The sequence below is a fragment of the Bacteroides sp. NGMCC 1.200775 genome (assembly GCF_040798045.1).
GTDB lineage: Bacteria > Bacteroidota > Bacteroidia > Bacteroidales > Bacteroidaceae > Bacteroides > Bacteroides hominis.
Genome location: NZ_JASCQK010000001.1, coordinates 1,084,540 through 1,109,909 on the forward strand (window position 1 = coordinate 1,084,540; position 25,370 = coordinate 1,109,909).

Genomic DNA, 25,370 nt, shown 5'->3' on the forward strand with positions numbered 1-25,370 from the left:
TATATTAGTTATTCATATTTTAAAATGCGCATAGGTTTCTGGCGGATGGTACGCCATACCTGTTGGAACACAGTGAGAAAGGCTATCAGCATCAGCAGTACAAAAGTGGCTGCATATATCCACCAGGACAGCGAAATGTGGAAAGCGTACGTTTCCAGCCAAGCATTCATCAGCACTGCCGATACAGGAATACCGATTGCAGATGCCAATACGGTAAGCAACAACAGTTCTTTGGTCAGGACAAAGAACAGGCTGGTTTTATTTGCGCCGAGCACTTTGCGGATACCCACCTCCTTCAAACGTGACAAGGTGGAAAACAGGGTTACAATCCACAATCCAAGGCAAGCAACAAATACGGCAAGCAATGAGGCGCTGGCAAATATCCAGCCAAAATTACGATCGGATTTGTATAGGAATTCATTAAAATCATTCAAAAAGAAATAAGAAAATAAAGAAGTCGGGAAGTATTCACGATACATCTGTTCAATTTCCGTCAAGACGCCGGCATCCCCCTTTCCTTTCAGACAGACAGAAATATAAGGCGTTGCAATAAAAGGAACACGCTCTTTCAAAAAGAAAATGATAGGCTTGTAAGCCACGGCAAGCGATTGCTGGTGGTAGTTCTCCACCACTCCTATTATCTCAAGCGGGTCACTAACCACTTCCATTTTAAGTTGTTGCCCCAACGCCGCTTCTGCCGATTCGTAGCCCAACAGCCTGACAGCTTCTTCGTTAAGCACCACCCGGTTAAGATCGCCACCATAATCTTCGGAAAAACTTCGTCCGCAAATCATACGAGGCATATAGGCAGACAAATAGTCGTAGTCTACAGAAAACATCTGTATCAATTTTACTTGTGAGGGATCACTTCCATACGGCCGATTGGTAAAATAGTTGGCAACTTCCACACCGGGAACAGCTCCCGAAACTGTCACGTGACTTACATCCGCCCGTTGCTTCAAACGTTTGGTGAAACTCTCCATGCGCAGCGACAGTCCCTCGGTGAACGAAGGATATTTAATGACCAGAATGCGGGTATTCAGATCCGATTCGGCCTCACGCTGCATGTAACGGACCTGTTGAAACACAGTAAACGTACCTGCAATCAGAACAAAAGAAGCCAGGAACTGAACAACAATCAACGCCTTTCTGATCCGGTTGCCTCTCTTTCCGTGCAACAGTTTACCGCGCATAATCTCCGACGGACGGATAGTGACCATCAGCCAGGAAGGATAAAGCCCTACAACCAACGTACCGATGATAACCACTCCGGCTACAATCCCCCAGAAAGCGGGTTGCATAAGTATGTCTGTCCCGAAGCTTTGCCCTGCCCAGCGATAGACAAGAGGCAAGAGGAGTTCCAGCCAGCCGAAAGCTATCAACGTAGCCAGCAAGTTCATGAAACCGGACTCAAGAAGTCCCTGGATAATAATCTGACGGCGCGAAGCACCAAAAGCTTTACGGAGCCCGAACTCCCGTCCACGCTCCAAAAAGCGGGCTACGGTCAGGTTCAAGGCATTTGCCCAACCTATCAGCAGCAGAATGGCGGACATTACGAACAAAATAAGAACCGCCGTCCGGCTTCCTTTCACCTCTTTCTCGTATGCTTTTTGAGGAGTAAGGTGAATGTCTTTCAACGGGATCAGTTCTACAGCCCAGGTTTTATGTTTCAGTGCATCAGTCTTGTACTTGTCGGATATGTCACGGAAAGCCTGTTCAATTTCTCCCGGAGTCTTTCCGGGCATCAGGCGGACGTAAGTATATACACCGTGAATGTACCAGATGTCCTGCCGTTCCTTGGGAATCGTATTGTAGGAAAGCAGGAAATCGTAGCGCAGGTGCGAACGGACAGGCATATCGGCAATAATGCCCGTTACTTCAAAGTTTTGCTGTGATGAAGAGGTACTGAAGGTCAGTATCTTGCCTATCGGGTCTTCTTCACCAAAATAGCGGCTTGCAGCGCTTTCAGTCAGTACCACCGTATTAGGGCGTACCAGTTGCCCGGTCTTTTCTCCTTTAACTATGGGGAAGTTGAATATTTCGAAAAAGGCAGGCTCGGTATAGCAGTAATGTTCCTCGGCAAATCTCCTGTCGAAGTAATTCACCACCTGCTCGCGATCCTGAGCCGTAACACGGACGTACTTCTCAATTCCCGCTATTTCCCTGTTCATGGCAGGAGCATGCCCATAAGCCGTAGTCGCCCAATTATCCGTCAGCATCTCGCCCTCATACAGTCTGCTTTCAACACGATACACACGGTCGGTATCATGAAATGAATCATAACTTAACTCCGACCAGACATAAAGCATAATAAGAAGTGCCGCCGCAATGCAGACCGACAACCCTGTTATGTTTATCAGCGTCAGAGACTTTTTAACCCGCTGGCTTCGTATCACTTGCGAAATGTAGTTCATAGTATTCGGTTCTTATTTCAATATAAGTTTCTCGTTATCCCCAAACAATTCATATCCGGATACAATCACCCGGTCACCCGGTTTCAATCCCTCGGTCACTTCATAATATTGCGGGTTCTGCCGTCCGATCCGGATGGGACGGCGCGTGGCAAATTTACCACTTTCGTCAACAACATACATCCAGCGGCCCCCGGTTATTTGAAAGAATCCGCCACGAGGAACAAGAATGGCCTGGGCAGGATCTCCCAACTGGAGATTGATGTGATAAGTCTGTCCGGCACGGATGTTCTCGGGACGTCCGGAAGTAAATTGAAGGTCGGTGCGGAACTGGCCCTCCTTTACCTCGGGATAGGGTTTGGTCACCTCGAGTTTATAGTTTCCTCCGTCACGGGTAAAATCAGCCGGAAGTCCGGGAACCACCCGTTCCACATAATGCTCATCAATCTGTGCCTGCACTTTCAAATCGGGTGTAATGATCTGTCCGATATGCTCGCCGGCAGCAATGGACTGGCCGATCTGAGCATCGAGGTTCCCCACCTGTCCGTCTATGGGAGCTTTTACTTTCAGGTTTTCCACCCGTTCACGTACCAGGGCAAGACTGCGCTTCATATTACGGATGTTTTCATCGAGACTATGAACCTGACTCTCCCTGAAAATATTGTCCTGACGGATACGTTCGTCCACAACATCCAGTTGTGCCCGTGCCGCCTCATACTCTTCACGTGCCAACCGGAAGTCTTCCTGTGCTATCAGTTGCTCTTTGATAAGACGGCTGTACTGGTCGTAACGACGCTTCTTCACAGCCAGTTCCTTACTCAGCCCGATGCGCTCCTGCTTCAGCCGCAGGTGCTCCTGTTCCATACTGATGCGGGTGTTGCGCAACTCGTTTTCCTGATAGGCGAGATCGGCTTCGCTCTGCATGATCCCGATGTTCAGGAGCGGATTGCTGAGACGGAGAATGACGTCGCCTGCTTTGACGATGGCCCCCTCTTCTTTCAGCCGCTCCTCGACACGGCCTCCCTCTACCGCATCCATATAAATGATGCGGTTGGGCATCACTTGTCCGATGACCCGGATGTAATCACTGAACTCTCCGCGGGTAACAGTAGCAATGGTCAGCCGGTCTTTTTCTACACTCATAGAAGAGGAAGTGTCCCTGAAAATAAAATAAAAGATAAGTCCCACCAGTGCCACGGCTCCGGCAATAGCATAATAATGTTTTCGCTTCATTCCGGGCTTCCGTTCGATCATTGTATCCATAGATAGTTATTGTTTTATGTATGATTCACGTTTGTTTATAAGGTTATACCGTCAGGTCGTAAAGGAACGATGTACCAGTTGTGCAACCCGTCGCGCACCAGTTGCACAACTCGTGATGCACCGGTCACATACCCCGTATATCACTTCTCACCGGGCAACGTACAAAAGCTTCCCGTCCGATAATAAGTTTCCATCTTCCGGGTCATATCCACCTGTAAGCGCACCCGGGTCAACTCGGCCTTGGCAGAGATAAAACGATTGCGAGCTTCCATCAGCTGGAATACGGAGATAAGCCCCTCTTCCCATTTCCGTTCGGATTCTTTCAGTACCAGTTCTTCGGCCCTGAACTGCTGCAATACCTGCCGGAATTCATCATATCCGGAACGGAGAGAAAGAACCGTTTCCTCCACCTCTGTATAGAGTTGTTGTTTTTGAAGTTCTTCCTCATTCCGGAGACGGAATATATTCAACTTGTGTTTGCGCAGGGTGGTCAGTCGTTCCAACCCGCTCAATAAAGGGATGGAAATGCCGACACCGATATACTTTCCTAAATTGTCGTTCAGCTGTTTGGTAGAAAAACCGTCGAGATAACGGGAGGCCATTGAGAAACGGGCAAAAACCGTCGGCGAGAACTTACCGCCCGCCATGGCATACTCTTTACGGGCGGCCCGCTGCCTGAGTTCCATCATCCGCATCGAAGGCATTGCTACCAGAGATTGCATATAGAGCTCATCTGTCTGGGGCAGCGAACAAGGCGGAAGAGATTCGTAGTTGATTGTATCCTGAAGTACCAACGTATCCCCGGCATGCAGGTTCAACAATTGTTTCAGTTGGAGCAATGCCAGGCGACAACCGTTCTCACGCACCTGGTAACGGTAAATATCACCCTCGCGACGGGCTTTGACTTCCTGTAAGTCGGAAACCGACTTCAAACCCAGTTCTACAAAAGCTTCGGTTTGTTTGAGATAACGTTCGCTTAGCCGGCTCTGCTCAAAAGCCAGATCGAGCATCCGCTCTTCAAGCAGGAGTTTATAATAGGCATCCGTCACCCGGCAAGCAAGTTCGTTGCGCCGTTCCTTCAAAGCCCATTCACTCCGGCTGCGGTTCATCTTCTCAAAACGTACCCGGTTGATGCGGGTGAAACCTTCGAAAAGGGAAAGCGTCATGTCCAGCCCCACGGTTCCTTCATCGAACGTATTATTGGTGTATCCGTTGGTGCTCGGATCGATGGAATGTCCGAAGTTTCGTCCGGCTTCGGCCGATACACTGACGCGGGGAAGGAAACTTCCCACGGCAGAGATATAGTTCATCCGGTTTTCCTTGATATCTATCTCGCTATTCCGCAAAGACGGATTCTGTTTCCATGCGATACGAATACATTCGTCGAGCGATCTCTCTGTCTGTGCAGACAAAAGAGCGGAAAAAAGAAATAAAGTACAAAGTGATATAAGATGTTTCATATAAACCATCTGGGCAAAGAGTGTGCCAAAAAGAATAAACAACTAAAATTCAACCACATAGACTTATCAATAAAAAGATACCGTCCAATATTTGGACGCTACTGCGTACAGATATTGGACGGTTGACGTCAACATTCCCCGGATTTGTCCCCACATCCCCTTCCCATATAAATTCTCAATTCGAAAACGTCTAATTATTGGACACTCTCTTGCAGGGAGTTACAAAAACAAATATCTTTACCACGAACTTAAAAACAGGAAGCGAATCAAAAGGAGATATCATGAACACGGGAACTATTCTGATTGTAGACGATAACAAAGGGGTGTTGGCTTCACTCGAACTTTTGCTTGAAAACTACTTCTGCAAGATACTGACGGCTTCGAACCCGAATCAGATCACTGCCCTGCTGACGACCCACCGCATCGACGTGGTCATCCTGGATATGAACTTCTCGGCAGGCATCAATAATGGCAACGAAGGGCTGTATTGGCTGGGACATATCCGGAAGATGGCTCCTACCCTGCCCGTAGTGATGCTGACTGCTTACGGAGACGTGGAACTTGCCGTAAAAGCACTCAAAAACGGAGCTGCCGACTTCCTCCTGAAGCCATGGGATAATCAGGCCCTGATCGATAAAGTGACGGAAGCCTACCGCAATAACATGAAACCTTCGGAACGGCAGACAAAGGAAAACAAAAAAGAAGGGTTCGAAATGCTGGTTGGACATTCGCCTGCCATGCTGCAACTGATGAAAGTAGTATCTAAAGTGGCACGGACAGATGCCAACATCCTGATAACAGGAGAAAACGGAACCGGTAAAGAGATATTGGCACGGGAGATTCACCGCCTTTCACCTCGCGGTGCACGCCCGATGCTGAACGTAGACATGGGAGCGATCAGCGAATCACTGTTCGAGAGTGAACTGTTCGGGCACGAACGGGGGGCTTTCACCGATGCTTACGAAAGCCGCCGGGGAAAGTTTGAGGCCGCCGACGGAAGTTCACTGTTTATGGACGAAATAGGCAACCTGCCCCTGTCGCTCCAGGCCAAGTTGCTCACGGTACTCCAAAGCCGCAATGTGATGCGGTTGGGAAGCAACAAAGTGATCCCGGTAGATATCCGCCTGATTTCGGCAACAAACAAGGACATACCCGCAATGGTAAAAGAGGGGATGTTTCGTGAAGACTTGTTCTACCGCATCAACACCATCCACCTGGAACTGCCTCCCTTGCGTGAGCGGGGAGACGACATTTTGCTCTTTATCGACGGTTTCTTACGTAAATTCGCTTCCAAATATCAACGTCAGGAAATACGGATGCACGAACAGACTGTTGAAAAACTGCGCGGGTATCACTGGCCGGGCAATATCCGGGAGTTGCAGCATACCATCGAGAAAGCGGTCATCTTGTGTGAGGGCAGCGTGATCCGCCCTAAAGATATCTTGGTGAAACAGACCTGGCAGCCACAGGCAGCAGTCACCGTTCCCAATCTGGAAGAGGTGGAACGGCAAGCCATCGAAACTGCCATCCTGCAAAACAACGGTAACCTGACTGCCGCTGCCGAGCAACTGGGCGTGAGCCGGCAAACGTTGTATAACAAGCTCAAACGATTCAAACTCTGACCCCGATGATATTCAGCCGACGCATCTATTTCATTATACTGCTCCACATCGTACTGATACTCGCTATGGCAGGTGCCGGACTATGGCTGATCTTATCCGGCACCGGATACATCATCGGCAGTATATTGTTGCTATGTTCTCTTTTTCAGATCGGTGCACTGACCCGGCGGCTAAATACATTCAACCGAAAAATCAAATTGTTCTTCGATGCAGTGCAGGATAAAGACAATATGTTCTACTTTCCGGAAGTGAATGTCAGCAAAGAACAGGAACAACTGAACCGTTCGCTCAACCGGCTCAATGACCTGCTTGCCCGTACCAAAGGCGAAAACCAGAAACAGGAGCACTTCTACCGGTCGTTACTTGAAGAAGTGCCCAGCGGCGTGCTTGCCTGGGATGCTTCGGGCCGAATCATCACTGCCAACAGTGCTGCCTTCTCTCTGCTGAAGTGCAACCGTCTTTACACCGAAATGCAACTGGCACAACTGCTGAATGCAACCGGCATTCGCGACAGCCTCAGCATATCCCGAAAAGAGATGATCCTGGAAGGTGAAACCATAACCATCTTATCCATCAAAGATATCGGTGACGAGCTGAGTGATAAGGAGAGTGAATCGTGGAGCAAACTGACACATGTGCTGACCCATGAAATCATGAACACGATTGCACCGATCATTTCACTCTCACAAACCTTATCCGCATATCCGGATATCAACGAAAAGTCAGCCCGCGGACTACGGATTATCCAAACGCAAAGCGAACGGCTGATGGAATTCACGGAATCATTCCGGCATCTGTCCTACCTCCCTCACCCGGAAAAGAAACGTTTCTCACTGACCGATATGTTGCGCAATCTGGAAGAACTGTTGCAAAGTGATTTCCGCGAACGTGGCATTCACTTCGTGTTACAATCCACACCGGATTCGATAGAAACCGCCGGCGACGCAAACCAGCTGTCACAAGTATTCCTCAACTTACTGAAGAATGCGATGCAGGCTCTCGAAGGACAGACGGAAGGCAGAATCATCCTCCGCCTGCAACAGGCAGACCGTCTGCTGATAGAAATAGAAGACAATGGTCCCGGCATCCCGGAAGAGATACGTGAGCAGATCTTCATTCCTTTCTTTACCACAAAAGCGGAAGGAAGCGGAATAGGACTCAGTCTCTGCAAGCAGATCATCCGACAACATGACGGACACTTATCGATCCGTAAGAGTCGTCCGGGACAAACAATTTTCAGTATCGACCTGCCTCAGGACTGAAACATTTTAGTAGGTGTAATGTTATAAATAGAGAGGAATCTCTACTCTCCTTTTTATTTATTATGAAAGAAAAATATTGGAAATATTCTTTGATTATCATCATCATCGGACTGGGCATCATCTTGTTCCGGCAAATTACCCCTTTTCTCGGCGGATTATTGGGAGCACTCACCATCTATATCCTGGTCCGGCGACAAATGATGTATCTCGGTGCACGAATGAAACGAAGTTTCGCAGCCCTGCTGATTACAGGTGAAGCCATCCTGTGCTTCCTGGTACCTATTTCTCTGATTGTATGGATGCTGGTCAACAAGTTGCAGGACATCAATCTGGACCCACAGGCCATTATTGCCCCTGTTGAAGAATTGGCAGGGATCATCAAGGCGAAAACAGGATATGACGTACTGGGCAGTGACACACTTTCGTTCATCGTTTCTCTGCTCCCCAAAATAGGACAGGCAGTCATGGGAGGTATCAGCAGCTTTGCAATCAACCTGTTTGTTCTGGTCTTTGTACTTTATTTCATGCTGATAGGAGGAACCAAAATGGAGTCCTACATTGACGACATCCTACCTTTCAATGAGAAAAACACCCGGGAGGTAACACACAATATCAACATGATTGTCCGCTCCAATGCCATCGGCATTCCCTTACTTGCCGTTATTCAGGGAGGAGTCGCACTGATCGGCTACTTTATCTTCGGAGCACCGAATGCCTGGTTAGTGGGTGTTCTGACTTGTTTTGCTACAATCATCCCGATGGTGGGGACTGCTCTCGTCTGGTTTCCGGTGGCTGCCTACCTTGCACTGACCGGTGAATGGGCAAACGCCATCGGACTGGCAGCTTACGGAGGAATTGTCGTTTCGCAATGTGACAACCTGATACGCTTTATCTTACAGAAGAAAATGGCAGACACCCATCCGCTTATTACAATCTTCGGTGTAGTCATCGGATTACCGTTGTTCGGATTCATGGGAGTCATCTTCGGACCGCTTATATTATCGCTGTTCTTGTTATTTGTCGATATGTTCAAAAAGGAATATCTGGACAATAAGAAATAAGAAAGAAACAAATCACCTAATCTCTGAAAAATTATGTACTTTTGTGACGTAAACATCTTGTAAGATTCAATGGAAGCATTCACATTCAATACGGCCGAACTGATACTGCTATCAGCCGCAGGCGTTCTTTTGATCGTTCAACTTATCTACTATCTCGGACTGTATAACCGGATACACACCCACAACCTTGCTGTTGGAAAAGATGAAGTACACTTCGGACGGGAACTTCCCCCGCTGTCTGTAGTCATCTGTGCACGCAACGAATCGGAAAACCTGCGCCGAAACCTACCCGCTATCCTGAAACAGGATTATCCGGACTTTGAAGTAATCGTCATCAACGATGGTTCTACGGACGAAAGCGAAGATCTCCTGTCAGAGCTGGAAGAAGAATACCCGAACCTGTATCACAGTTTCACACCGGACAGCGCGCGGTACATCAGCCGGAAGAAACTGGCACTGACGCTGGGCATTAAAGCCAGTAAATATGACTGGCTGGTATTCACCGAGGCCGACTGCACTCCGGTCAGTGACAAGTGGCTTCGACGGATAGCACGCAATTTCACGCCGAGTACAGACATCGTACTGGGATATAGCGGTTACGAACGGGGAAAAGGATGGCTGCACAAACGGGTATCTTTCGACTCGCTTTTCACCTCGCTTCGCTATCTGGGTTTTGCCCTGGCGGGTAAACCGTACATGGGCATCGGGCGCAACCTGGCCTACCGCAAGGAATTGTTCTTCAAAGTCAAAGGATTTTCTACCCACTTGAACATGCAGCGGGGAGAAGATGACCTGTTTATCAACCAAATTGCCAATGAAAACAATACCCGGGTGGAAACCTCACCGGATTCAGTGATACGGATGCAACCTGTGGAACGCTATAAGGACTGGAAAGAAGAAAAGGTAAGCTATATGGCAACCGCACGCTTCTATAAAGGTTCACAACGCTGGTTACTGGGGTTGGAAACCGCCACGAGGCTATTGTTTTATGTCGCCTGCCTATCGGGAATCGTATTCGGTATCCTCTCTTTTCACTGGCTGGCTGCGGGACTGGCTCTATTGTTATGGATCGTACGTTATTCGGCGCAAGCCTACGTCATCAACAAAACAGCCAATGAGATGGGAGACAACCGCTCTTACTACTTTACACTACCGGTTTTCGACATCATCCGTCCGCTACAATCCCTGAAGTTCAGACTCTACCGTCTCTATCGCAGAAAGGGTGATTTTATGCGAAGATAACTTGACTACTCGTACCGCATAGAACTGGCTGGATTGATCTTGGTAATCAAATAAGAGGGACCGACCAACATTAATACAGAAGCCAATAAGGTGCCGGCATTGATCAGAAGGAAAAGCCAGATGTTCATGGAAACCGGCACCATACTTACATAGTAAGTTTCGGGATCGAGTTTAAAAAGTCCCAACTGTGACTGCAAAACACAGAAAGTAATCCCAATTGCATTTCCCCACAACATCCCTTTCCCAATCAGAAAAACAGAGAACCACAGAAATACTTTACGGATAGTGAAATCATTGGCTCCCAAAGCCTTCAGGATACCAATCATCTGTGTGCGTTCAAGGATGATAATCAATAATCCGGAAATCATCGTGAAGCCGGCTACCCCAATCATCAGGATAAGAATGACCCATACATTCAGGTCGAGCAGATCGAGCCAGGCAAATATCTGAGGATTCATTTGTTCGATGCTCTGTACGTAATAAGTCCCCCCGTAAACATCTTGCTTATTGTCCGTATCAACGGCTATACCATAGGTTATATCTTCCAGTTTGTCATAGTCACGTACCTGCAACTCTGCTCCGCTCACTTGTCCGGGGGCCCAGTTATTCAAACGGTTCACCAAATACAAGTCAGTCAGCAGAAAGAGATTATCATATTCAGAAAAGTTCGTTTGGTAAATACCTTTCACCGTCAATCGGCGGGCACGCACATCTTTCTGGATAAAATAGGCATATATTTTATCTCCCAGTTTCAGTTTCAGCCGGTCAGCTATCGCTTTCGATATGACCACCTGATTGGTGGAAGCCGTATCACTGAAGACCGGTATCTCTCCTTCTACCAGATGGTCGCGGAAAAAGGCAGGATCAAACTCCGGACCGACACCTTTGAGCACCATGCCCTGAAAAGCGTCATCTGTCTTTATCATCCCCGGTTTGGTGGAATATCGCTGCACATGTTTCACTTCCGGACGGGCGGAAAGAGCGATCATCATACTGTCATCCACCACAACCGGATGAGTTTCGTAGGACCCTACCGCATCAAAATTACTGATTTGGATATGGGAGCCGAAGCCGATCACTTTATTACGTACCTCACTCTTAAAACCAATCACTACAGATACGGCAATGATCATCACCGCCAAGCCGATAGCAATGCCAATCATGGCAATCAGGACAGCAGGACGGGAAACTTGTTTCCCCCCGTCCGTATCACGATAAATCCGACGGGCAAGAAAATAGGAAAGCCTCACCTTGCCCTTCTCTTTGGAAAAGGGAACGGAGTTGCTTTGACTATGTGAATGAATGGATGACATCAGGTCTTATTCTGTTCTTCCCGGATAAGCCTCCAATGCTTTTTGCAGAACAAAGAGCGCACGGGTTAAATCTTCCTTTTTCAATACGTAAGCAATACGGACTTCATTCTTTCCGGAGCCCGGAGTAGTATAGAAACCGGAAGCCGGAGCCATAAACACTGTCTGTCCTTCATACTCAAACTCAGACAGACACCAGGCACAGAATTTATCCGAATCATCGACCGGTAACTTGGCTACTGTATAAAAAGCTCCCATCGGAATGGGGGAATAAACACCCGGTATACGGTTCAGACCGTCAATCAGACATTTACGGCGCTCAACGTATTCGTCATAAGTTTCGCGTGAGTACTCTTCGGGAGCATCCAGTGAGGCTTCGGCAGCAATCTGTCCGATCAGCGGAGGACTCAAACGTGCCTGACAGAACTTCATCACTGCATCACGCACTTCTTTATTCTTGGTTATCAAGGCACCGATGCGGATACCACATTCCGAATAACGCTTGGAAACAGAGTCAATCAGTACCACGTTATTCTCAATTCCTTCCAGATGGCAAGCCGAAATATAAGGGGAACCGGTATAGATAAACTCACGGTACACTTCGTCGGAGAAAAGGAAAAGATCATACTTCTTCACCAAGTCACGGATCTGGTTCATCTCACGTCGGGTATACAGATAGCCGGTCGGATTATTCGGATTACAGATCAAGATACCCTTGGTACGTTCGTTGATCAACTCTTCAAATTTCTCTACTTTCGGAAGAGAGAACCCCTCCTCAATTGTCGTAGCAATGGTGCGTATTTTAGCTCCGGCCGAAATGGCAAAAGCCATATAGTTGGCGTAAGCAGGTTCGGGAACAATGATCTCGTCTCCCGGATTAAGGCACGACATGAATGAGAAAAGTACAGCTTCGGAACCTCCGGTAGTAATGATTATATCATCTGCTGTCAGGTTGATATTGAATTTCTCGTAATATCCTACTAATTTCTCGCGATAGCTACGATAACCGGCACTGGGACTATATTCAAGCACCTTGCGGTCGATGTTGCGTATCGCGTCAATCGCGGCCTGAGGAGTGGGCAGGTCCGGCTGTCCGATGTTCAGGTGAAATACATGGATTCCCCGCTGTTTGGCAGCATCTGCCAGGGGAGCCAGCTTTCTGATAGGAGATGCAGGCATCTCTGTTCCGCGAATCGATATGGTTGGCATAATCTTGAATTATAAATGGTCAATTAATAAATATGAGCGGCAAATGTACACAATAAATCGGACACAAAGACATAAAAACTTTAAAAACCTTATCAAGGGTAAAAACGTTGTGGTAATATCAACGGAAAACGATACATTTGTATAACTACAAACCTAAAACGATAACATAATGACCATAAACCTGATCACATTTGCATCGATTCTGCATAAGCAAGCCACTGTACGTAGTTCGCACGAAGCGATTCTCAGTGAACTGGAAAAATATTTCACCGTAAATTTTATTGATTACCGGGACATCAGCCAGTTGCCAAAAGATGAATTCAGCATCATTTTCATTGCTACCGGAGGGGTAGAAAGACTGGTAATGCAATGCTTCGAATCGCTCCCCCGCCCTGCCATTATACTGGCCGACGGAATGCAAAACTCCCTGGCTTCAGCACTGGAAATTTCCTCTTGGTTACGTGGGCGGGGTATGAAAAGTGAAATCCTCCATGGAGACTTTATGAGTATCGTTCAACGAATCCAGGTACTTTATACCAATTTCAAGGCACAACGTTCATTAGTAGGGCTTCGCATCGGAGTGATCGGCACCCCTTCTTCATGGCTGATTGCAAGTAATGTGGATTATCTGCTCGCAAAGCGGCGTTGGGGAATTGAGTATCTGGACATTCCGTTGGAACGGATTTATGACGTATACGACCGTATTACAGACAACGAAGTCGGTGCCTCATGCGCCGCGGTTGCTTCGCAAGCTCTGGCATGCCGTGAAGGGACTCCCGAAGATATGATTAAGGCAATGCGCCTTTACCGGGCCGTCAAGCGAATCTGTAAAGAAGAAAAACTAAGCGCCGTCACCCTGAGTTGTTTCAAACTGATAGAGCGCACCGGTACTACCGGTTGCCTGGCTCTTGCCATGCTGAACGACGAAGGGATCATTGCCGGATGTGAAGGGGATCTGCAATCTGTATTTACATTACTCGCCGCCAAAGCACTGACCGGGAAAGTAGGTTTCATGGCAAATCCTTCAATGATTAACGCCCGGAGCAACGAAATAATACTGGCACATTGCACAATCGGAATGAAGCAAACCGAACGTTACATCATCCGCAGCCATTTTGAAACGGAAAGCGGTATCGGTATTCAGGGACTGCTGCCGACCGGAGATGTCACTATCGTGAAATGTGGTGGAGAATGTCTGGACGAATATTACCTTTCTACGGGAACTCTGACCGAAAACACCAATTACATCAATATGTGCCGTACACAAGTACGTATAAAAATGAATGCACCGGCTGATTATTTCTTGAAGAATCCACTCGGGAACCATCACATTTTGTTACAAGGTAATTATGAAGATGCACTGAACGAATTCTTACAGGCAAACTCCTGTAAACGTACGGAGTAAATGCACTCAGGGCTTAACGGAGGTAAATTCAGAACTCACCACAGAGAATACAGAGTGACACGGAGAGAATCTCAGATCATTGGTTACCAACACAGATAATCTGTGTTACCCCGTATTCTCCGTAGTGGAAAGAGTATTGACACATTCCTCCCGTCAAGGCCTAATTTAATACATGCAATGAAAGACACACGATATATGAAAAGAATCTTCCTATCAGTACTGTTTATCTGTACTTTCCTTTCTCATCTTACTGCACAAACAGGCAAAGAAAGCGAACTTATCAAGCAGAATTATATCCGGTCGGTTATCGGACAGGACGAGAGCAAACAAGCTTTCTTACAACTATTATCTAAAATTCCTCCCGAAAAAGAGGTATCCGACCAGAACGTTATCGAACTTCAACAACTTTACCCTATTCGCCGGGAAGAGATACACCGACTGATCAGTACGATACGGGGAGACGGTTCATGGCCGGACATCAATTATGCCGATACCAAACGTTCGGGATGGGAACCGAAACAACACACAGAGCGGATACTGAAACTAACCAAATATTATGCCCGCGAAAAAGAGAATGCTTCCGCACAGGAGATTTCAGCCGTAACCAGCATTATTCACCAAGCCATGAATTACTGGTTCACCGAAAAACTGGTCTGCAAAAACTGGTGGTACAATCAAATAGGTATTCCCCGCACCTTGGGACCGGCTTTCCTCCTTTTCGAAGCAGAAATAACGGAAAAAGAAAAGCAGGAAGCCGTGCGGGTGATGGAACAATCCCATTTTGGCATGACAGGACAGAACAAAGTATGGCTGGCAGGCAATGTACTGATCCGGGGCTTGCTCTTGAATGACTCCCAACTGGTAAAAGAGGCACGGGAAAACATTGGCTCGGAAATCGTACTGGGACAGAAAGAGGGTATTCAGCCGGACTGGAGCTTCCATCAGCATGGTCCCCAACAACAGTTCGGCAATTACGGACTTTCTTTCCTCTGCAACATGAGTTTTTATTCCGAACTGTTTGCCGACACCCCTCTTGCATTCAGCCAGGAACAACAGGATATCCTTGTATCCCTTCTTCTGAAAGGGTATCAGTGGATTGTATGGAAAGGTCATTGGGACGTAAACGGATTGAACCGGCAACTCTTCCACAGCGCCGATCTTCACAAATCATTCAACCTGCTCTTCGCAGCCTGCTCACTGATGAAGGGAAGCAATGAACAGCAGACACAGGAAATAAAGGCATTTATAGCCCGCAACTTTCTACATCCGGATGCAAAAAACGATTTCACAGGAAATAAGTTCTTCAAAGATTCCGACTTGACCATTCACCGTACCTCTGACTGGATGGCATCTTTACGCATGGCATCCAGTCGGGTGATCGGTACGGAACTGGTAAATGAGGATAACCTGAAGGGATATTACATGGCAGACGGAGCTGTCTATACGTATATTCGGGGAGATGAATACCACAATATTTTCCCTTTCTGGAACTGGCGTCGGATACCCGGTATCACAACCTATGAAAGCAATGCTCCCATCCCGACAGATAACGGACCGAATTCACGCAACAAAACCAATTTCACAGGTGGAGTAACAAACGGAAAACAGGGAATCACCGCCATGCACTTGAACCGTAACGGGCTATCCGCGAACAAAGTATGGATATTCACCAATGAATTTATCCTGTGCCTGGGAAGCGATATCCATGCAGACAGCACTGCCACACTTATCACCTCCATCGATCAACGATTCAAAAATGGTGAAATATGGACGGAAGGAAACCGCCGTTATTTCCACGACAACACCGGATATATCCTTCTGCAAGACGAACTTTGCCTGGCACTGGCAGAAAAGAAGAAAGGACAGTGGCACGACTTCATGGGAATGTACGCTCCCCGGATGTTGGAAGATGAAATTTTCTCTATTTACATCAAACATCCGTCAGGTGTCCCTGCCACTTACCGGTATTTGGTGCTCCCGGCTTCCACTCAGGAGAAGACGGCTGCATTCAATATTTCAAAAGTACAGGTATTGCAAAATGACAAAAAGGCACAGGTGGCATTTATCGACAAAATGTACTACGTTGCTGTTTGGCAGGCAACGACTCTCAAGCTGTATAACGGAAAAAAGATACCTATAAAAAAACCGGGAGCCTATCTGTATCGTGCAGACGGTACCCCGGTTTCCCAAGCTGTTTTTCCCAAAGGAGAGATTTAAGAATCTACCTTCCGGCTATCTCATATTTTCAGGTAATTCGTAATATCTCACCCAGTCGACCTCCATCTGTACGGGAAGCTCCGCATCGTCTATCTCTCCGGCCCATCCTCCAAGTATCTGGTTGAGCAGCAGGAAGAACGGAACATCGAAAGGCCACTGCACAGAACCCTCCTCTTTGATGCGGGGATAACTGAAAGTGAGCGAATCATTGATGAACATATCAATCTTATCCGGTGTCCATTCCATCCCAAACACATTAAATTCATGCGGATTGTAGGATGCGGTGGTATAATAGTCCGGATCTGTTTTATGTCCTAACACTTTGATATATTCGGTATGCATGGTATGATAGACGAATGTATCTTTGTTCAATTGTTCCATTATATCGATCTCTCCACATTTGGGCCACACACCATACGTTGTAGAATCAGTCGGCTTGAGCCAGATAGCAGGCCAGGAACCTTTAGCGCTGCCCAGTTTGGCACACACCTCAAAGCGTCCGTACAAGAAATCTTTTTTACCCAAAGTCTCAACACAACCGGCCATGTAGCGGATCGTATCATTCGGATCGCTATTGGGCAAAGCACGCAAAATCAACTTACCGTCTTTTACGAATGTAACAAAGTTATTGTCCCGGCAAAAGGGATGCCAAGGAGAGAACACCCACTTTTCCGGATCGGGTGTACCGTCTTTCTCGAACTCATCTTGCCAAGTGAGCCTCCAGTCTATATCACTTTTATAAAGCTTACGGACAGGAGTATCTTTGCAGGATGACAATGATATGCCGGCAAATGTCCAAAAGACAAACGGCAAGGTTAACAATAAGTTTTTGTGTTTCATGATATATTGGTTTAAAGTGAGACCTCCACCCATTTTCCACCATGCCATTCGGTCACTGTCTCAAACCCGGCCTTCCGTAAAGCATCCAATGCTTCGGGACGTCCGCTGTTGATACGCTCGGGATAATGCGAATCACTGTTCACCTGTATGCGGACACCCAACTCCTTCAACAACGGGAAATAGCGTTCGTTCGGAAAGAAGGTACCCAAGTGATGCAAAGCCTTGGTATTGATCTCTACGATATACCCTTTGGCCGCAACAGCTGAGAAATAATCGTGCATCAAGTCATCATACCAAGGTTCGTCCAACAGGCCGGGACGGTAACAGGCTGCATTGTGATGCATCTTGTCGGCATGTCCTAAGATATCAAACCCTCCCAATTCCACCATCCGCAACAGACGTTCGTAATACAGACGTACCACACGATCGAGATCACCACCGAAATGCTGATCGACAATATCCCTGAATACCTCCGCACACACATCAATATCAACCACTTCTTCCCGGTCGTTATAGAGCAAATGTACCGAGCCGATACGATAATCGAGCGGCAATTCGCGGAAACGCGGCACAGCCGGATTGCTGTCTTCATTCAGGTAGTCTATCTCCAGGCCGATAGCCAGTTCAATCTCCGAAGCATACTTCTCCTTCATCCGGGCAAACTCAGTCAAATAGTCGTCCATACGATCCCACTCCATCGTCCAATGGGTAGGGAACGGTAGCGGAGCATGCGAAGAAATACCATAGGATGTAAATCCCTGGCTGATGGCAAAACGGATAAAATCCTCCATGCCGGCCCGGCCGTCACAATAGAGGGTATGGCTATGATAATTGGTCAGATTCATGATTCTATTTCACTAAGTTCAAGCCAGCGCATGGTTTTCTCGTCTATCAAATCGTTTACCTCCGGCAGCCGCTTTGATTTATCGGTCAGTTCATCCACCGAAAGTGTACCGCTGCAAAGCAGTTCCTCTATCTGTGCTTTCTCGGCTTCCAGCCCGGCTATTTCTTTCTCCAGTTGTTCGAACTCCCGTTTCTCTTTGAAACTCATCTTACGCTTATCGTTCAGACGGACACGGGCTGTCTTTTCCTCCTGCGGTTTCTCAGCTTCCTTCTCCTTTTGGGACTTCGCTTCTTTCCAGTCCCGGTAATCGCTATAGTTACCGGGAAAGTCACGGATATCTCCCTGTCCATTGAATACCAGCAAGTGATCGACCACCTTATCCATAAAATAGCGGTCATGGGAAACGACAATCACGCATCCCTTGAAGTTCTGCAAATACTCTTCCAGCACATTCAGGGTAATGATGTCGAGATCGTTTGTCGGTTCATCAAGTACCAGAAAGTTCGGATTACGCATCAGCACGGTACAGAGATAAAGACGACGGCGCTCTCCACCGCTCAGCTTATAAACATAGCTGTGTTGAGTTTCGGGAGTAAACAGGAAATGTTGCAGGAACTGAGAGGCTGTCAGCTTCTTGCCGTTACCCAGCTCAATCACTTCGGCGATATCCTGCACAACGTCAATCACCTTCATTTGCTCGTCAAACTGCAATCCGTCCTGCGAGTAATATCCGAAACGTACGGTCTCCCCGATATCCAGCGTACCGCTATCGGGCTGCACCTGTCCCATCAATATCTTTATAAAAGTAGACTTACCCGTACCGTTGTTCCCAACAATCCCCATCTTCTCGTAACGGGCAAAGATGTAAGAGAAATCTTCCAATATCTTCAGGTCACCGAAACTCTTATAGAGATGATCGGCTTCAAATATCTTACTGCCAATGTAGGAAGCCTTCACCTCCAGTTTCACATTATCGTTGTTAAACCGTTGTTTGGCTACTTTCTCCAGTTCGTAGAAAGCATCTTCACGATACCGGGCTTTATGTCCGCGGGCTTGCGGCATACGGCGCATCCAATCCAGCTCGGTACGATATAAATTATTGGCACGCTCTATCTCTACCGTCTTCGCCTCAATCCGTTCCTGGCGTTTCTCCAGATAATAGCTGTAATTCCCTTTATACTGATAAACCTGACAGTTGTCTATCTCGATGATTTCAGAACAGACCCGGTCGAGGAAGTAACGGTCATGCGTTACCATCAACAGACTAAGGTTCGTACGACGAAGGTACTCTTCCAGCCATTCGGTCATATCAAGATCGAGGTGGTTGGTGGGCTCATCCAGAATCAGCAAGTCCGGTTCGGTAATCAGGGCATTGGCTAAAGCCACCCGTTTGAGTTGGCCTCCGGAAAGATGTTTCACCTGTTGCTCAAAATTCCGTATCTTGAGTTGAGAAAGAATCTGTTTGGCTTTCTGTTCGTACTCCCAGGCTTTTTCATGGTCCATACGCACCAACAGGTCATCCAGTCCCGGATGTCCTTCGGTTTCCATACAGCGTTCGTATTCCTTAATAAGCTCCACCGTACTGTTGCCATGATGAAAACAGGCTTCCAATACAGTCAGTTCTTCGGGATATTGCGGATCCTGTTCCAGATAGTCTACACGAAGGTCACGGCGGAACACAATATTTCCACTGTCATATCCTTCCTTACCGGAAAGTATATTCAACAGGGTGGTTTTACCTGTACCGTTTTTAGCTATCAAGCCGATACGCTGGCCTTCGGCAATACCGAAGGAAATATTTTCGAAAAGTACCAGATCCCCAAAGGATTTGGTAAGGTTATCTACTTGCAAATAAGGGGTCATAATAATCGTATATGATAAAATGTGGTTAGTGTGCCAGTGCTTTCTTATATGCCTCTGCCACCTCGCATCTTTCTCCGGCTTTCACCCGGCTCCACAACAGTTTCATCGGATCAATCAGATGTTCCGCATCTTTATACCGAAGCACCGGTACTTCCCGGTTACCGTCAACCAGCGTCATCCATTCCATGCCTTCCACTTCATTAGCCAGAATCGTGCAGATGGCAATACCGAATGCCAGCCAGGGCTCTTTCTTTTTGGGCGAAAGGACACCGCTGCCAATCACTTCCTGTATCTTTTCGAGGTCTTCCTCCACACCCTGAAAGTCCTTCTTCAACTGTGTCTTCACCGTATCTGTCACCCACTCATAAGCCTCGTTCACCTGATAGATTTCAGAAAGGCGAATGGGAATTACTTCTGCGGGATACTTCTGTCCGTCTTTACGAATTTCAAGGCTGGATATGATCTTTTCCGCCTCCTCCACACGCTCTCCTTTCGGTACGGTGAACGAACATTCAAAGGCCACATTGTCAATGCCTGTCACCCAAAGATGGCTGGTGTAATAGGTACCTTCTTCCTCAAACATCTCTTTACTATAGGCACACTCCAGTTGCCCCACCTTCACCAAGGAGGCCGAAGGATTTTCCTTGAGTTCCTGACGGATGGAGTCCTTTCCATAATTCATGCCACCTTGAGCAGCAGCATCCGCTTTATAGGCCGAGATACGGAAGTTACCCGTCCAAAGTTCGGGATTATAAAAGAGGAAGGAGCCTTCGCCGTCTTCAAATTCGCTCCAATCTGACGGATATATCATTGAGAACCATGTTCCCGGAGAGATAAATTTCTTACCTTGTATCATATTGCTTACTGAATGTTGATAACCTCACAAAAGTAACAATCCCAACGCTGATATGCAAAAAATAGAATAAAAAAACAGCCGATTCTCACGAACCGGCTGTTCCAATCATCATCTATGAATGAAGACAGCTTTTAGCGTCCTCAATATTTTCTTAACTCCAGACGGGCATAGTCCGACCGGAGAATCAATTTGTTACTGTTCAGTTTCTCTACGGCAAAATCCTGCACCCGGGCATCCATGCCGAAAGTTTTCATCTGTTCCGCCGTAGCGTCAAGTATCTGTATATGCATAGAATCGTTCTCGTAGGTATATGTCCCATAGAACTCACCATACCCCAACTTCTTCAGATTGATAATGTCCATCTGGAAACTGAAATAAGTGTCCAGCGGAGTTTCCGCATTACCATCTTTATATTCTATACGCTGCATCTGCCACATCCCATCCAGATAGCGATGCCCGAACTTCTCTCCACAAGACGTAAAAGTCATCAGGGCGACGAACAATAATAGGATTCCTTTTTTCATTTCTTCTTACCAATTAAACCTGTTTTACGAATGGTGAGCATACCGCCCCAGCTCTCTCCCAACATATTACCTCCATCCACCGCACCGGCCAGTGTGAAGCTCCATCCCGGAATCTGTTCGGGTTTATAAGTCACCTCCAACAATCCGTTCTGGTTTCTCCTGATAGTCCGGTAAGGACTTCCGTAAGTTCCCCAATGCTTGGCTACACTTACCAGAATCCGGTAATCTATCTCCGGAGTCGGACTGCCGTTCAGCCCGATATGGAATCCTTTAACACGGTTACTTTCAAAAGCCAGATTTCCATCCTTATTATATATAGGCGAGGTAACCAGCGGATTGCCGATCCCCTGTCCCCAATGTTCCCAACCGGCATACTGCGAGTTATTGTAATAATTATCAGCCCCGGTAAATGAATGATCAATGGCCGGAGTAGCAAAATAATGGAAAGCGCCTGACTGGTGCTTCGTATACAAAAACTCTCCGACAACCGTCTTCACAAAAGGATTCTCCGGTAAGGTCACCTCCAATCCGGTCAGACAATCACGCCACATACCGTAAGTCAGCGTCATCCCCGAACGGTCTTCGAAAAAGTGCTCCCAATATGCTTTTACTTTCCAGGTCGGGAAATGATACCCCACAGCAGCACTGTAACTGCCTACATGGTTTCCCAGAATATTGATCTGGTCACTCTCCGATGCGCCACTGTCTCCATTACTCGGAAAGAAAATACGGAAAAAGTCCTTCCAACTGTCCGGTGTGCGCAACACCGTTCCGTCCGGATAATAGCAATCGCCTCCGAACTGGGCCGCCATTTCAATACCCAACTCCACCGAAACCGGTGATTTCTCCAGGTTCTCGACTTTCAGGAAAGCCGCTTTCGAGTGAAACAACGTCTCTTTCGTATATTTAGAACGTCCGTCCGTGAAACGCTCCTGAAACTTTTCATCCGTAAACATTCCATAAGCCACATGTCCCTTTATATGCAACCAATGTTTGGTCCATGGAAAAGGTATATATTCGGGAATTGAAATCCGAACCTGCGGGATGGGACGGGCATTGGTAGAAAAAGTCATGCTACCGGAACTCAACTGGTCATTTTTCATTTCGTTGCCACGCTCCTTACTGCCGACACTGATTTCCATCCCCCGATAACGCAAGTCTACATAGGCCTGTTGAATGAAGAACTTAGACGTGAAGCGACTCGCACCGACCATTTCCAATCCAAAAGCATAAGAGAACTTTTTATCCTTCTCCAAATCCCGAAAGATTCCTGCATCCAAGTAAGCATTGTTTTTACGAATAGACGACAGCCCGTGCTTATTTGCCACGAGCCAGAAAGGCGTATTGTGTCCACCACTTACAGTTGCACTGGTTTCAATCTTATAGTTTAGGCCTTTGTCAAACTGCGCCTGCACAGTGGCAGGGGATATCAGCATCAAGCAGCTGATAATGAAATAGTTTCTTCGTTTCATTCTAACGTGTGTTTGGAATATATCCAAATATTGAACGGCAAAAATACAACAAAGAGGCGAAACTCATCGATATATCAGAGTTTTATTAGGATTATTTAGCTACGAACCAGACAACGGGAATAGTGATTCACTTCCCTATCGGCTGTATTCTCCTGCGTACATCTTTCGATATTTCAAGGAACATATAGTTCAGTTTACCGGAATGGATACCCTTTTCATTCTCTTTATACTTCTTATTGGCATATTGCTTCGACTTCTCGAAAGTGAGCAGGGACATCTGATTCTGTGATTTGCCTACCATGGTGGAATCTAACTGCTCGTCCGGGAAGAAGTCGTCCAGATCGACATCGCCTATCATGGTTGTTTCCAGGAAATTCATATCCTTATGCGAATTGTCGGTATAATATCCCACGAACATATGGCCGGGAGTACGCACCAGAATCGGTTCGATATTAATGGCACGGAGCAAAGAGGCAAACAAGACACTGCCATCCACACAGTTGATCTGTGACGACTCCAGTGCATCATCAAATGTACGCACACGCTGCGAATAGACCACATTGCTGGAAAGGCTGGTGTTCGACACCGAACTATAGCGGAATTTACGTTTCTGCAAAACGTTCCATAACGCATATACCTGCTTATCCACAGCTCCGGGAGCCGGATTCTGATAGCCCAGAAAGCGGTTGACGATACGGGTATTCAATGCTTCGCGCAGCAGCTGGTCGATCATCGGATTTTCTTCGTTGACATAAGCAGCAAAGAAAATACCCGTATCATGGAATTTCGTACCATTCGTCACATACCCCAGCAGGCACTCGTTGACACTGCGTACAGAGAAGGTACGCACTCGCTGTCCCAGATCTTCCCCATTCATCTCTACCGTAACGGCTACGCTGATGGGTTCTGCCTGGTTGTTATTCTTTAGCGCTTCATAGTTCCAGATGATATCGGGATAAATCGTATACTCGGTACGGGGCTTGTTGAGTACAAACTCCGACACGGAACGGGAAAAGAAAGGGGTTTCGGCTACGTCAATCCGCACACGGCTATAGGCGGAACGGGACTTTACCTTGATGGCAATGCATGATTTGGGATTGCCCAAGTATACGGAGTCACCCGGCTGAATGACCTGGGCATCAGTCGTTGCCACCGAAAGGATGGCCGAAGGAAAAATGTTCCCTCCCAGTTCATCGGTTATCTCAAAACCGGAAGTAGCAGAAGAGAACTTAAACACGGACACGCCTATTGCTATAAAGAACAAAGCGACAACCGTCCAAAGCACTTCACGTTTGCGTTGCCTGAAATCTATCTTAATCATTGTGGCATTTCAATTTATTGACATAACAAAGATAGGACTTTTTTGTTGATAAAGTATCTCCGAACCTGCGGATTGTTGGTTTAAAACCAAGATGTCGTTAGTTTAAAACCAAGAGAACTTTGGTTTAAAAGGTAGGCACTGTCGGGTTTAAAACCAACCGCATCAGCCTATAGAGGCTCTCAGAGGGGATAAAATGTAATCAAATCGTAATACGTGTTTCACCCCCTCGTAACAAAAAGCCTCCATCTTTGCAAAAGAAAAAGGAATAAAGTTTAACTTTGTAGCATTACATTAACAAAGAATACAATGAACGATTACCGTATTTTAGTGGTCGACGACGAAGAAGACCTCTGTGAGATTCTGAAGTTCAATCTTGAGAACGAAGGGTATGAAGTAGATACAGCCAATTCTGCCGAAGAAGCTCTGAAAATGAATATCAGCAGTTATCACCTGCTGCTATTGGACGTGATGATGGGAGAAATCTCCGGATTCAAGATGGCCAATATCCTGAAGAAAGATAAAAAGACAGCTCAGGTTCCCATCATATTCATTACTGCCAAAGATACGGAAAACGATACCGTCACCGGATTCAATCTGGGGGCAGACGACTATATATCGAAACCTTTCTCACTGCGTGAGGTCATTGCCCGCGTGAAAGCCGTGTTACGTCGTACCGCCACTTCGGATATGGAAAAGGTACCGGAACAGCTCAGTTATCAGTCACTGGTAATCGATATCACTAAAAAGAAAGTAAGCATCGATGGTGAAGAAGTGCCGCTGACCAAAAAGGAATTCGAAATCCTCTTCCTGCTGCTACAGAACAAAGGACGTGTTTTCTCTCGCGAAGACATCCTGAGCCGTATCTGGAGCGACGAAGTCTACGTACTGGACCGCACCATCGACGTCAACATCACTCGACTGAGAAAAAAGATCGGCATTTATGGTAAACGTATCGTCACCCGGTTGGGATACGGTTATTGTTTCGAAACGGAATAGAAATGAATACGATTCACCACAGAGTACACGGAGGACACAGAGTTTTAATCTCTTGTTTATTAAGATGTTTAAGAGAAAGATATTCTCTGTGTCCTCTGTGTCCTCCGTGGTGAATTAAACTCAAAAACAAATGAATAAAGAATCATCTGTTCTTTTGTTCTTATGTCTAAAAAAAAACTCCGTGTCCTCTGT

The 25,370-nt window shown here is 46.9% G+C and carries 19 protein-coding genes; 7 read left to right on the forward strand and 12 right to left on the reverse strand.

Annotated features, from left to right (window positions below):
* Positions 1-8: 8 nt before the first annotated feature.
* The 3 genes from QK890_RS04710 to QK890_RS04720 form a co-directional block, all read right to left on the reverse strand.
* Positions 9-2,414, reverse strand: coding sequence for an ABC transporter permease (locus tag QK890_RS04710; RefSeq protein ID WP_032539806.1), 2,406 nt, complete (start codon positions 2,412-2,414; stop codon positions 9-11).
* A 12-nt stretch (positions 2,415-2,426) separates the two neighbouring features.
* Complete coding sequence (locus QK890_RS04715) at positions 2,427-3,674, reverse strand: efflux RND transporter periplasmic adaptor subunit (RefSeq protein WP_022013030.1); 1,248 nt, start codon at positions 3,672-3,674, stop codon at positions 2,427-2,429.
* Positions 3,675-3,814: 140 nt separating this feature from the next.
* A complete protein-coding gene (locus tag QK890_RS04720) occupies positions 3,815-5,134 on the reverse strand; it encodes a TolC family protein (protein ID WP_032531924.1) in 1,320 nt (439 codons plus the stop codon).
* A gap of 281 nt (positions 5,135-5,415) precedes the next feature.
* Between QK890_RS04720 and QK890_RS04725 the strand changes: the two genes are divergently transcribed.
* The 4 genes from QK890_RS04725 to QK890_RS04740 all read left to right on the forward strand — a co-directional run bounded on the left by QK890_RS04725 (position 5,416) and on the right by QK890_RS04740 (position 10,321).
* Positions 5,416-6,756, forward strand: coding sequence for a sigma-54 dependent transcriptional regulator (locus QK890_RS04725; protein ID WP_032531853.1), 1,341 nt, complete (start codon positions 5,416-5,418; stop codon positions 6,754-6,756).
* Between the two features lie 5 nt (positions 6,757-6,761).
* On the forward strand, positions 6,762-8,018 hold the full coding sequence (locus tag QK890_RS04730) for a PAS domain-containing sensor histidine kinase (protein ID WP_367627224.1): 1,257 nt from the start codon (positions 6,762-6,764) through the stop codon (positions 8,016-8,018).
* A 62-nt stretch (positions 8,019-8,080) separates the two neighbouring features.
* Positions 8,081-9,079 carry an AI-2E family transporter gene (locus QK890_RS04735; protein ID WP_005809158.1) on the forward strand — a complete coding sequence of 333 codons (999 nt, stop codon included), beginning with the start codon at positions 8,081-8,083 and terminating at the stop codon, positions 9,077-9,079.
* Positions 9,080-9,148: 69 nt separating this feature from the next.
* Positions 9,149-10,321, forward strand: a complete 1,173-nt coding sequence (locus QK890_RS04740) for a glycosyltransferase (protein ID WP_005809282.1) — start codon at positions 9,149-9,151, stop codon at positions 10,319-10,321.
* A 5-nt stretch (positions 10,322-10,326) separates the two neighbouring features.
* On the opposite strand, the gene QK890_RS04745 is transcribed toward QK890_RS04740, so the two are convergent.
* A complete protein-coding gene (locus QK890_RS04745) occupies positions 10,327-11,571 on the reverse strand; it encodes an ABC transporter permease (RefSeq protein ID WP_032531923.1) in 1,245 nt (414 codons plus the stop codon).
* Between the two features lie 69 nt (positions 11,572-11,640).
* Complete coding sequence (locus QK890_RS04750) at positions 11,641-12,840, reverse strand: pyridoxal phosphate-dependent aminotransferase (RefSeq protein ID WP_005776370.1); 1,200 nt, start codon at positions 12,838-12,840, stop codon at positions 11,641-11,643.
* A gap of 169 nt (positions 12,841-13,009) precedes the next feature.
* Here QK890_RS04750 and QK890_RS04755 point away from each other — a divergent pair, with 169 nt between their 5' ends.
* Together QK890_RS04755 and QK890_RS04760 are read left to right on the forward strand one after the other, a co-directional pair.
* Complete coding sequence (locus QK890_RS04755) at positions 13,010-14,245, forward strand: fucose isomerase (RefSeq protein WP_032539808.1); 1,236 nt, start codon at positions 13,010-13,012, stop codon at positions 14,243-14,245.
* Positions 14,246-14,440: 195 nt separating this feature from the next.
* Complete coding sequence (locus QK890_RS04760; protein WP_032536330.1) at positions 14,441-16,462, forward strand: polysaccharide lyase 8 family protein; 2,022 nt, start codon at positions 14,441-14,443, stop codon at positions 16,460-16,462.
* 15 nt (positions 16,463-16,477) lie between these two features.
* On the opposite strand, the gene QK890_RS04765 is transcribed toward QK890_RS04760, so the two are convergent.
* The 7 genes from QK890_RS04765 to QK890_RS04795 all read right to left on the reverse strand — a co-directional run bounded on the left by QK890_RS04765 (position 16,478) and on the right by QK890_RS04795 (position 24,182).
* Entirely contained in the window at positions 16,478-17,302 is an 825-nt protein-coding gene (locus tag QK890_RS04765; protein WP_005809291.1) for a glycoside hydrolase family 16 protein, read from the reverse strand.
* Between the two features lie 11 nt (positions 17,303-17,313).
* The gene (locus QK890_RS04770; protein ID WP_032536331.1) at positions 17,314-18,147 is read right to left on the reverse strand and encodes a histidinol-phosphatase; all 834 of its coding nucleotides are present in this window, start codon (positions 18,145-18,147) and stop codon (positions 17,314-17,316) included.
* Complete coding sequence (locus QK890_RS04775; protein WP_005776365.1) at positions 18,144-20,009, reverse strand: ABC-F family ATP-binding cassette domain-containing protein; 1,866 nt, start codon at positions 20,007-20,009, stop codon at positions 18,144-18,146. Before QK890_RS04775 ends, QK890_RS04770 begins: the two co-directional genes overlap by 4 nt.
* Positions 20,010-20,034: 25 nt before the next feature.
* Positions 20,035-20,865: a DUF3805 domain-containing protein gene (locus tag QK890_RS04780; protein WP_032536332.1), complete on the reverse strand. Its 831-nt coding sequence runs from the start codon at positions 20,863-20,865 to the stop codon at positions 20,035-20,037.
* Positions 20,866-21,005: 140 nt separating this feature from the next.
* Complete coding sequence (locus QK890_RS04785) at positions 21,006-21,389, reverse strand: lipocalin-like domain-containing protein (RefSeq protein WP_122142418.1); 384 nt, start codon at positions 21,387-21,389, stop codon at positions 21,006-21,008.
* Positions 21,386-22,861 (reverse strand): capsule assembly Wzi family protein, encoded by a 1,476-nt coding sequence (locus QK890_RS04790; protein WP_005819228.1) that lies wholly within the window; start codon positions 22,859-22,861, stop codon positions 21,386-21,388. Before QK890_RS04790 ends, QK890_RS04785 begins: the two co-directional genes overlap by 4 nt.
* A 127-nt stretch (positions 22,862-22,988) precedes the next feature.
* Positions 22,989-24,182 carry a hypothetical protein gene (locus QK890_RS04795; protein ID WP_005809303.1) on the reverse strand — a complete coding sequence of 398 codons (1,194 nt, stop codon included), beginning with the start codon at positions 24,180-24,182 and terminating at the stop codon, positions 22,989-22,991.
* Between the two features lie 306 nt (positions 24,183-24,488).
* On the opposite strand from QK890_RS04795, the gene QK890_RS04800 reads away from it, so the two are divergent.
* Entirely contained in the window at positions 24,489-25,178 is a 690-nt protein-coding gene (locus QK890_RS04800) for a response regulator transcription factor (protein WP_005776359.1), read from the forward strand.
* Positions 25,179-25,370 lie beyond the last annotated feature (192 nt).

Excerpts from the sequence above, each read along its gene's own strand:
- QK890_RS04710 (WP_032539806.1), bottom strand. The coding sequence starts at position 2,414 with ATGAACTACATTTCGCAAGTGATACGAAGCCAGCGGGTTAAAAAGTCT.
- QK890_RS04795 (WP_005809303.1), bottom strand. The coding sequence starts at position 24,182 with ATGATTAAGATAGATTTCAGGCAACGCAAACGTGAAGTGCTTTGGACG.
- QK890_RS04750 (WP_005776370.1), bottom strand. The coding sequence starts at position 12,840 with ATGCCAACCATATCGATTCGCGGAACAGAGATGCCTGCATCTCCTATC.
- QK890_RS04800 (WP_005776359.1), top strand. The coding sequence starts at position 24,489 with ATGAACGATTACCGTATTTTAGTGGTCGACGACGAAGAAGACCTCTGT.
- QK890_RS04755 (WP_032539808.1), top strand. The coding sequence starts at position 13,010 with ATGACCATAAACCTGATCACATTTGCATCGATTCTGCATAAGCAAGCC.
- QK890_RS04770 (WP_032536331.1), bottom strand. The coding sequence starts at position 18,147 with ATGAATCTGACCAATTATCATAGCCATACCCTCTATTGTGACGGCCGG.
- QK890_RS04725 (WP_032531853.1), top strand. The coding sequence starts at position 5,416 with ATGAACACGGGAACTATTCTGATTGTAGACGATAACAAAGGGGTGTTG.
- QK890_RS04735 (WP_005809158.1), top strand. The coding sequence starts at position 8,081 with ATGAAAGAAAAATATTGGAAATATTCTTTGATTATCATCATCATCGGA.
- QK890_RS04730 (WP_367627224.1), top strand. The coding sequence starts at position 6,762 with ATGATATTCAGCCGACGCATCTATTTCATTATACTGCTCCACATCGTA.
- QK890_RS04790 (WP_005819228.1), bottom strand. The coding sequence starts at position 22,861 with ATGAAACGAAGAAACTATTTCATTATCAGCTGCTTGATGCTGATATCC.
- QK890_RS04775 (WP_005776365.1), bottom strand. The coding sequence starts at position 20,009 with ATGACCCCTTATTTGCAAGTAGATAACCTTACCAAATCCTTTGGGGAT.
- QK890_RS04760 (WP_032536330.1), top strand. The coding sequence starts at position 14,441 with ATGAAAAGAATCTTCCTATCAGTACTGTTTATCTGTACTTTCCTTTCT.
- QK890_RS04765 (WP_005809291.1), bottom strand. The coding sequence starts at position 17,302 with ATGAAACACAAAAACTTATTGTTAACCTTGCCGTTTGTCTTTTGGACA.
- QK890_RS04740 (WP_005809282.1), top strand. The coding sequence starts at position 9,149 with ATGGAAGCATTCACATTCAATACGGCCGAACTGATACTGCTATCAGCC.
- QK890_RS04780 (WP_032536332.1), bottom strand. The coding sequence starts at position 20,865 with ATGATACAAGGTAAGAAATTTATCTCTCCGGGAACATGGTTCTCAATG.
- QK890_RS04785 (WP_122142418.1), bottom strand. The coding sequence starts at position 21,389 with ATGAAAAAAGGAATCCTATTATTGTTCGTCGCCCTGATGACTTTTACG.
- QK890_RS04715 (WP_022013030.1), bottom strand. The coding sequence starts at position 3,674 with ATGGATACAATGATCGAACGGAAGCCCGGAATGAAGCGAAAACATTAT.
- QK890_RS04720 (WP_032531924.1), bottom strand. The coding sequence starts at position 5,134 with ATGAAACATCTTATATCACTTTGTACTTTATTTCTTTTTTCCGCTCTT.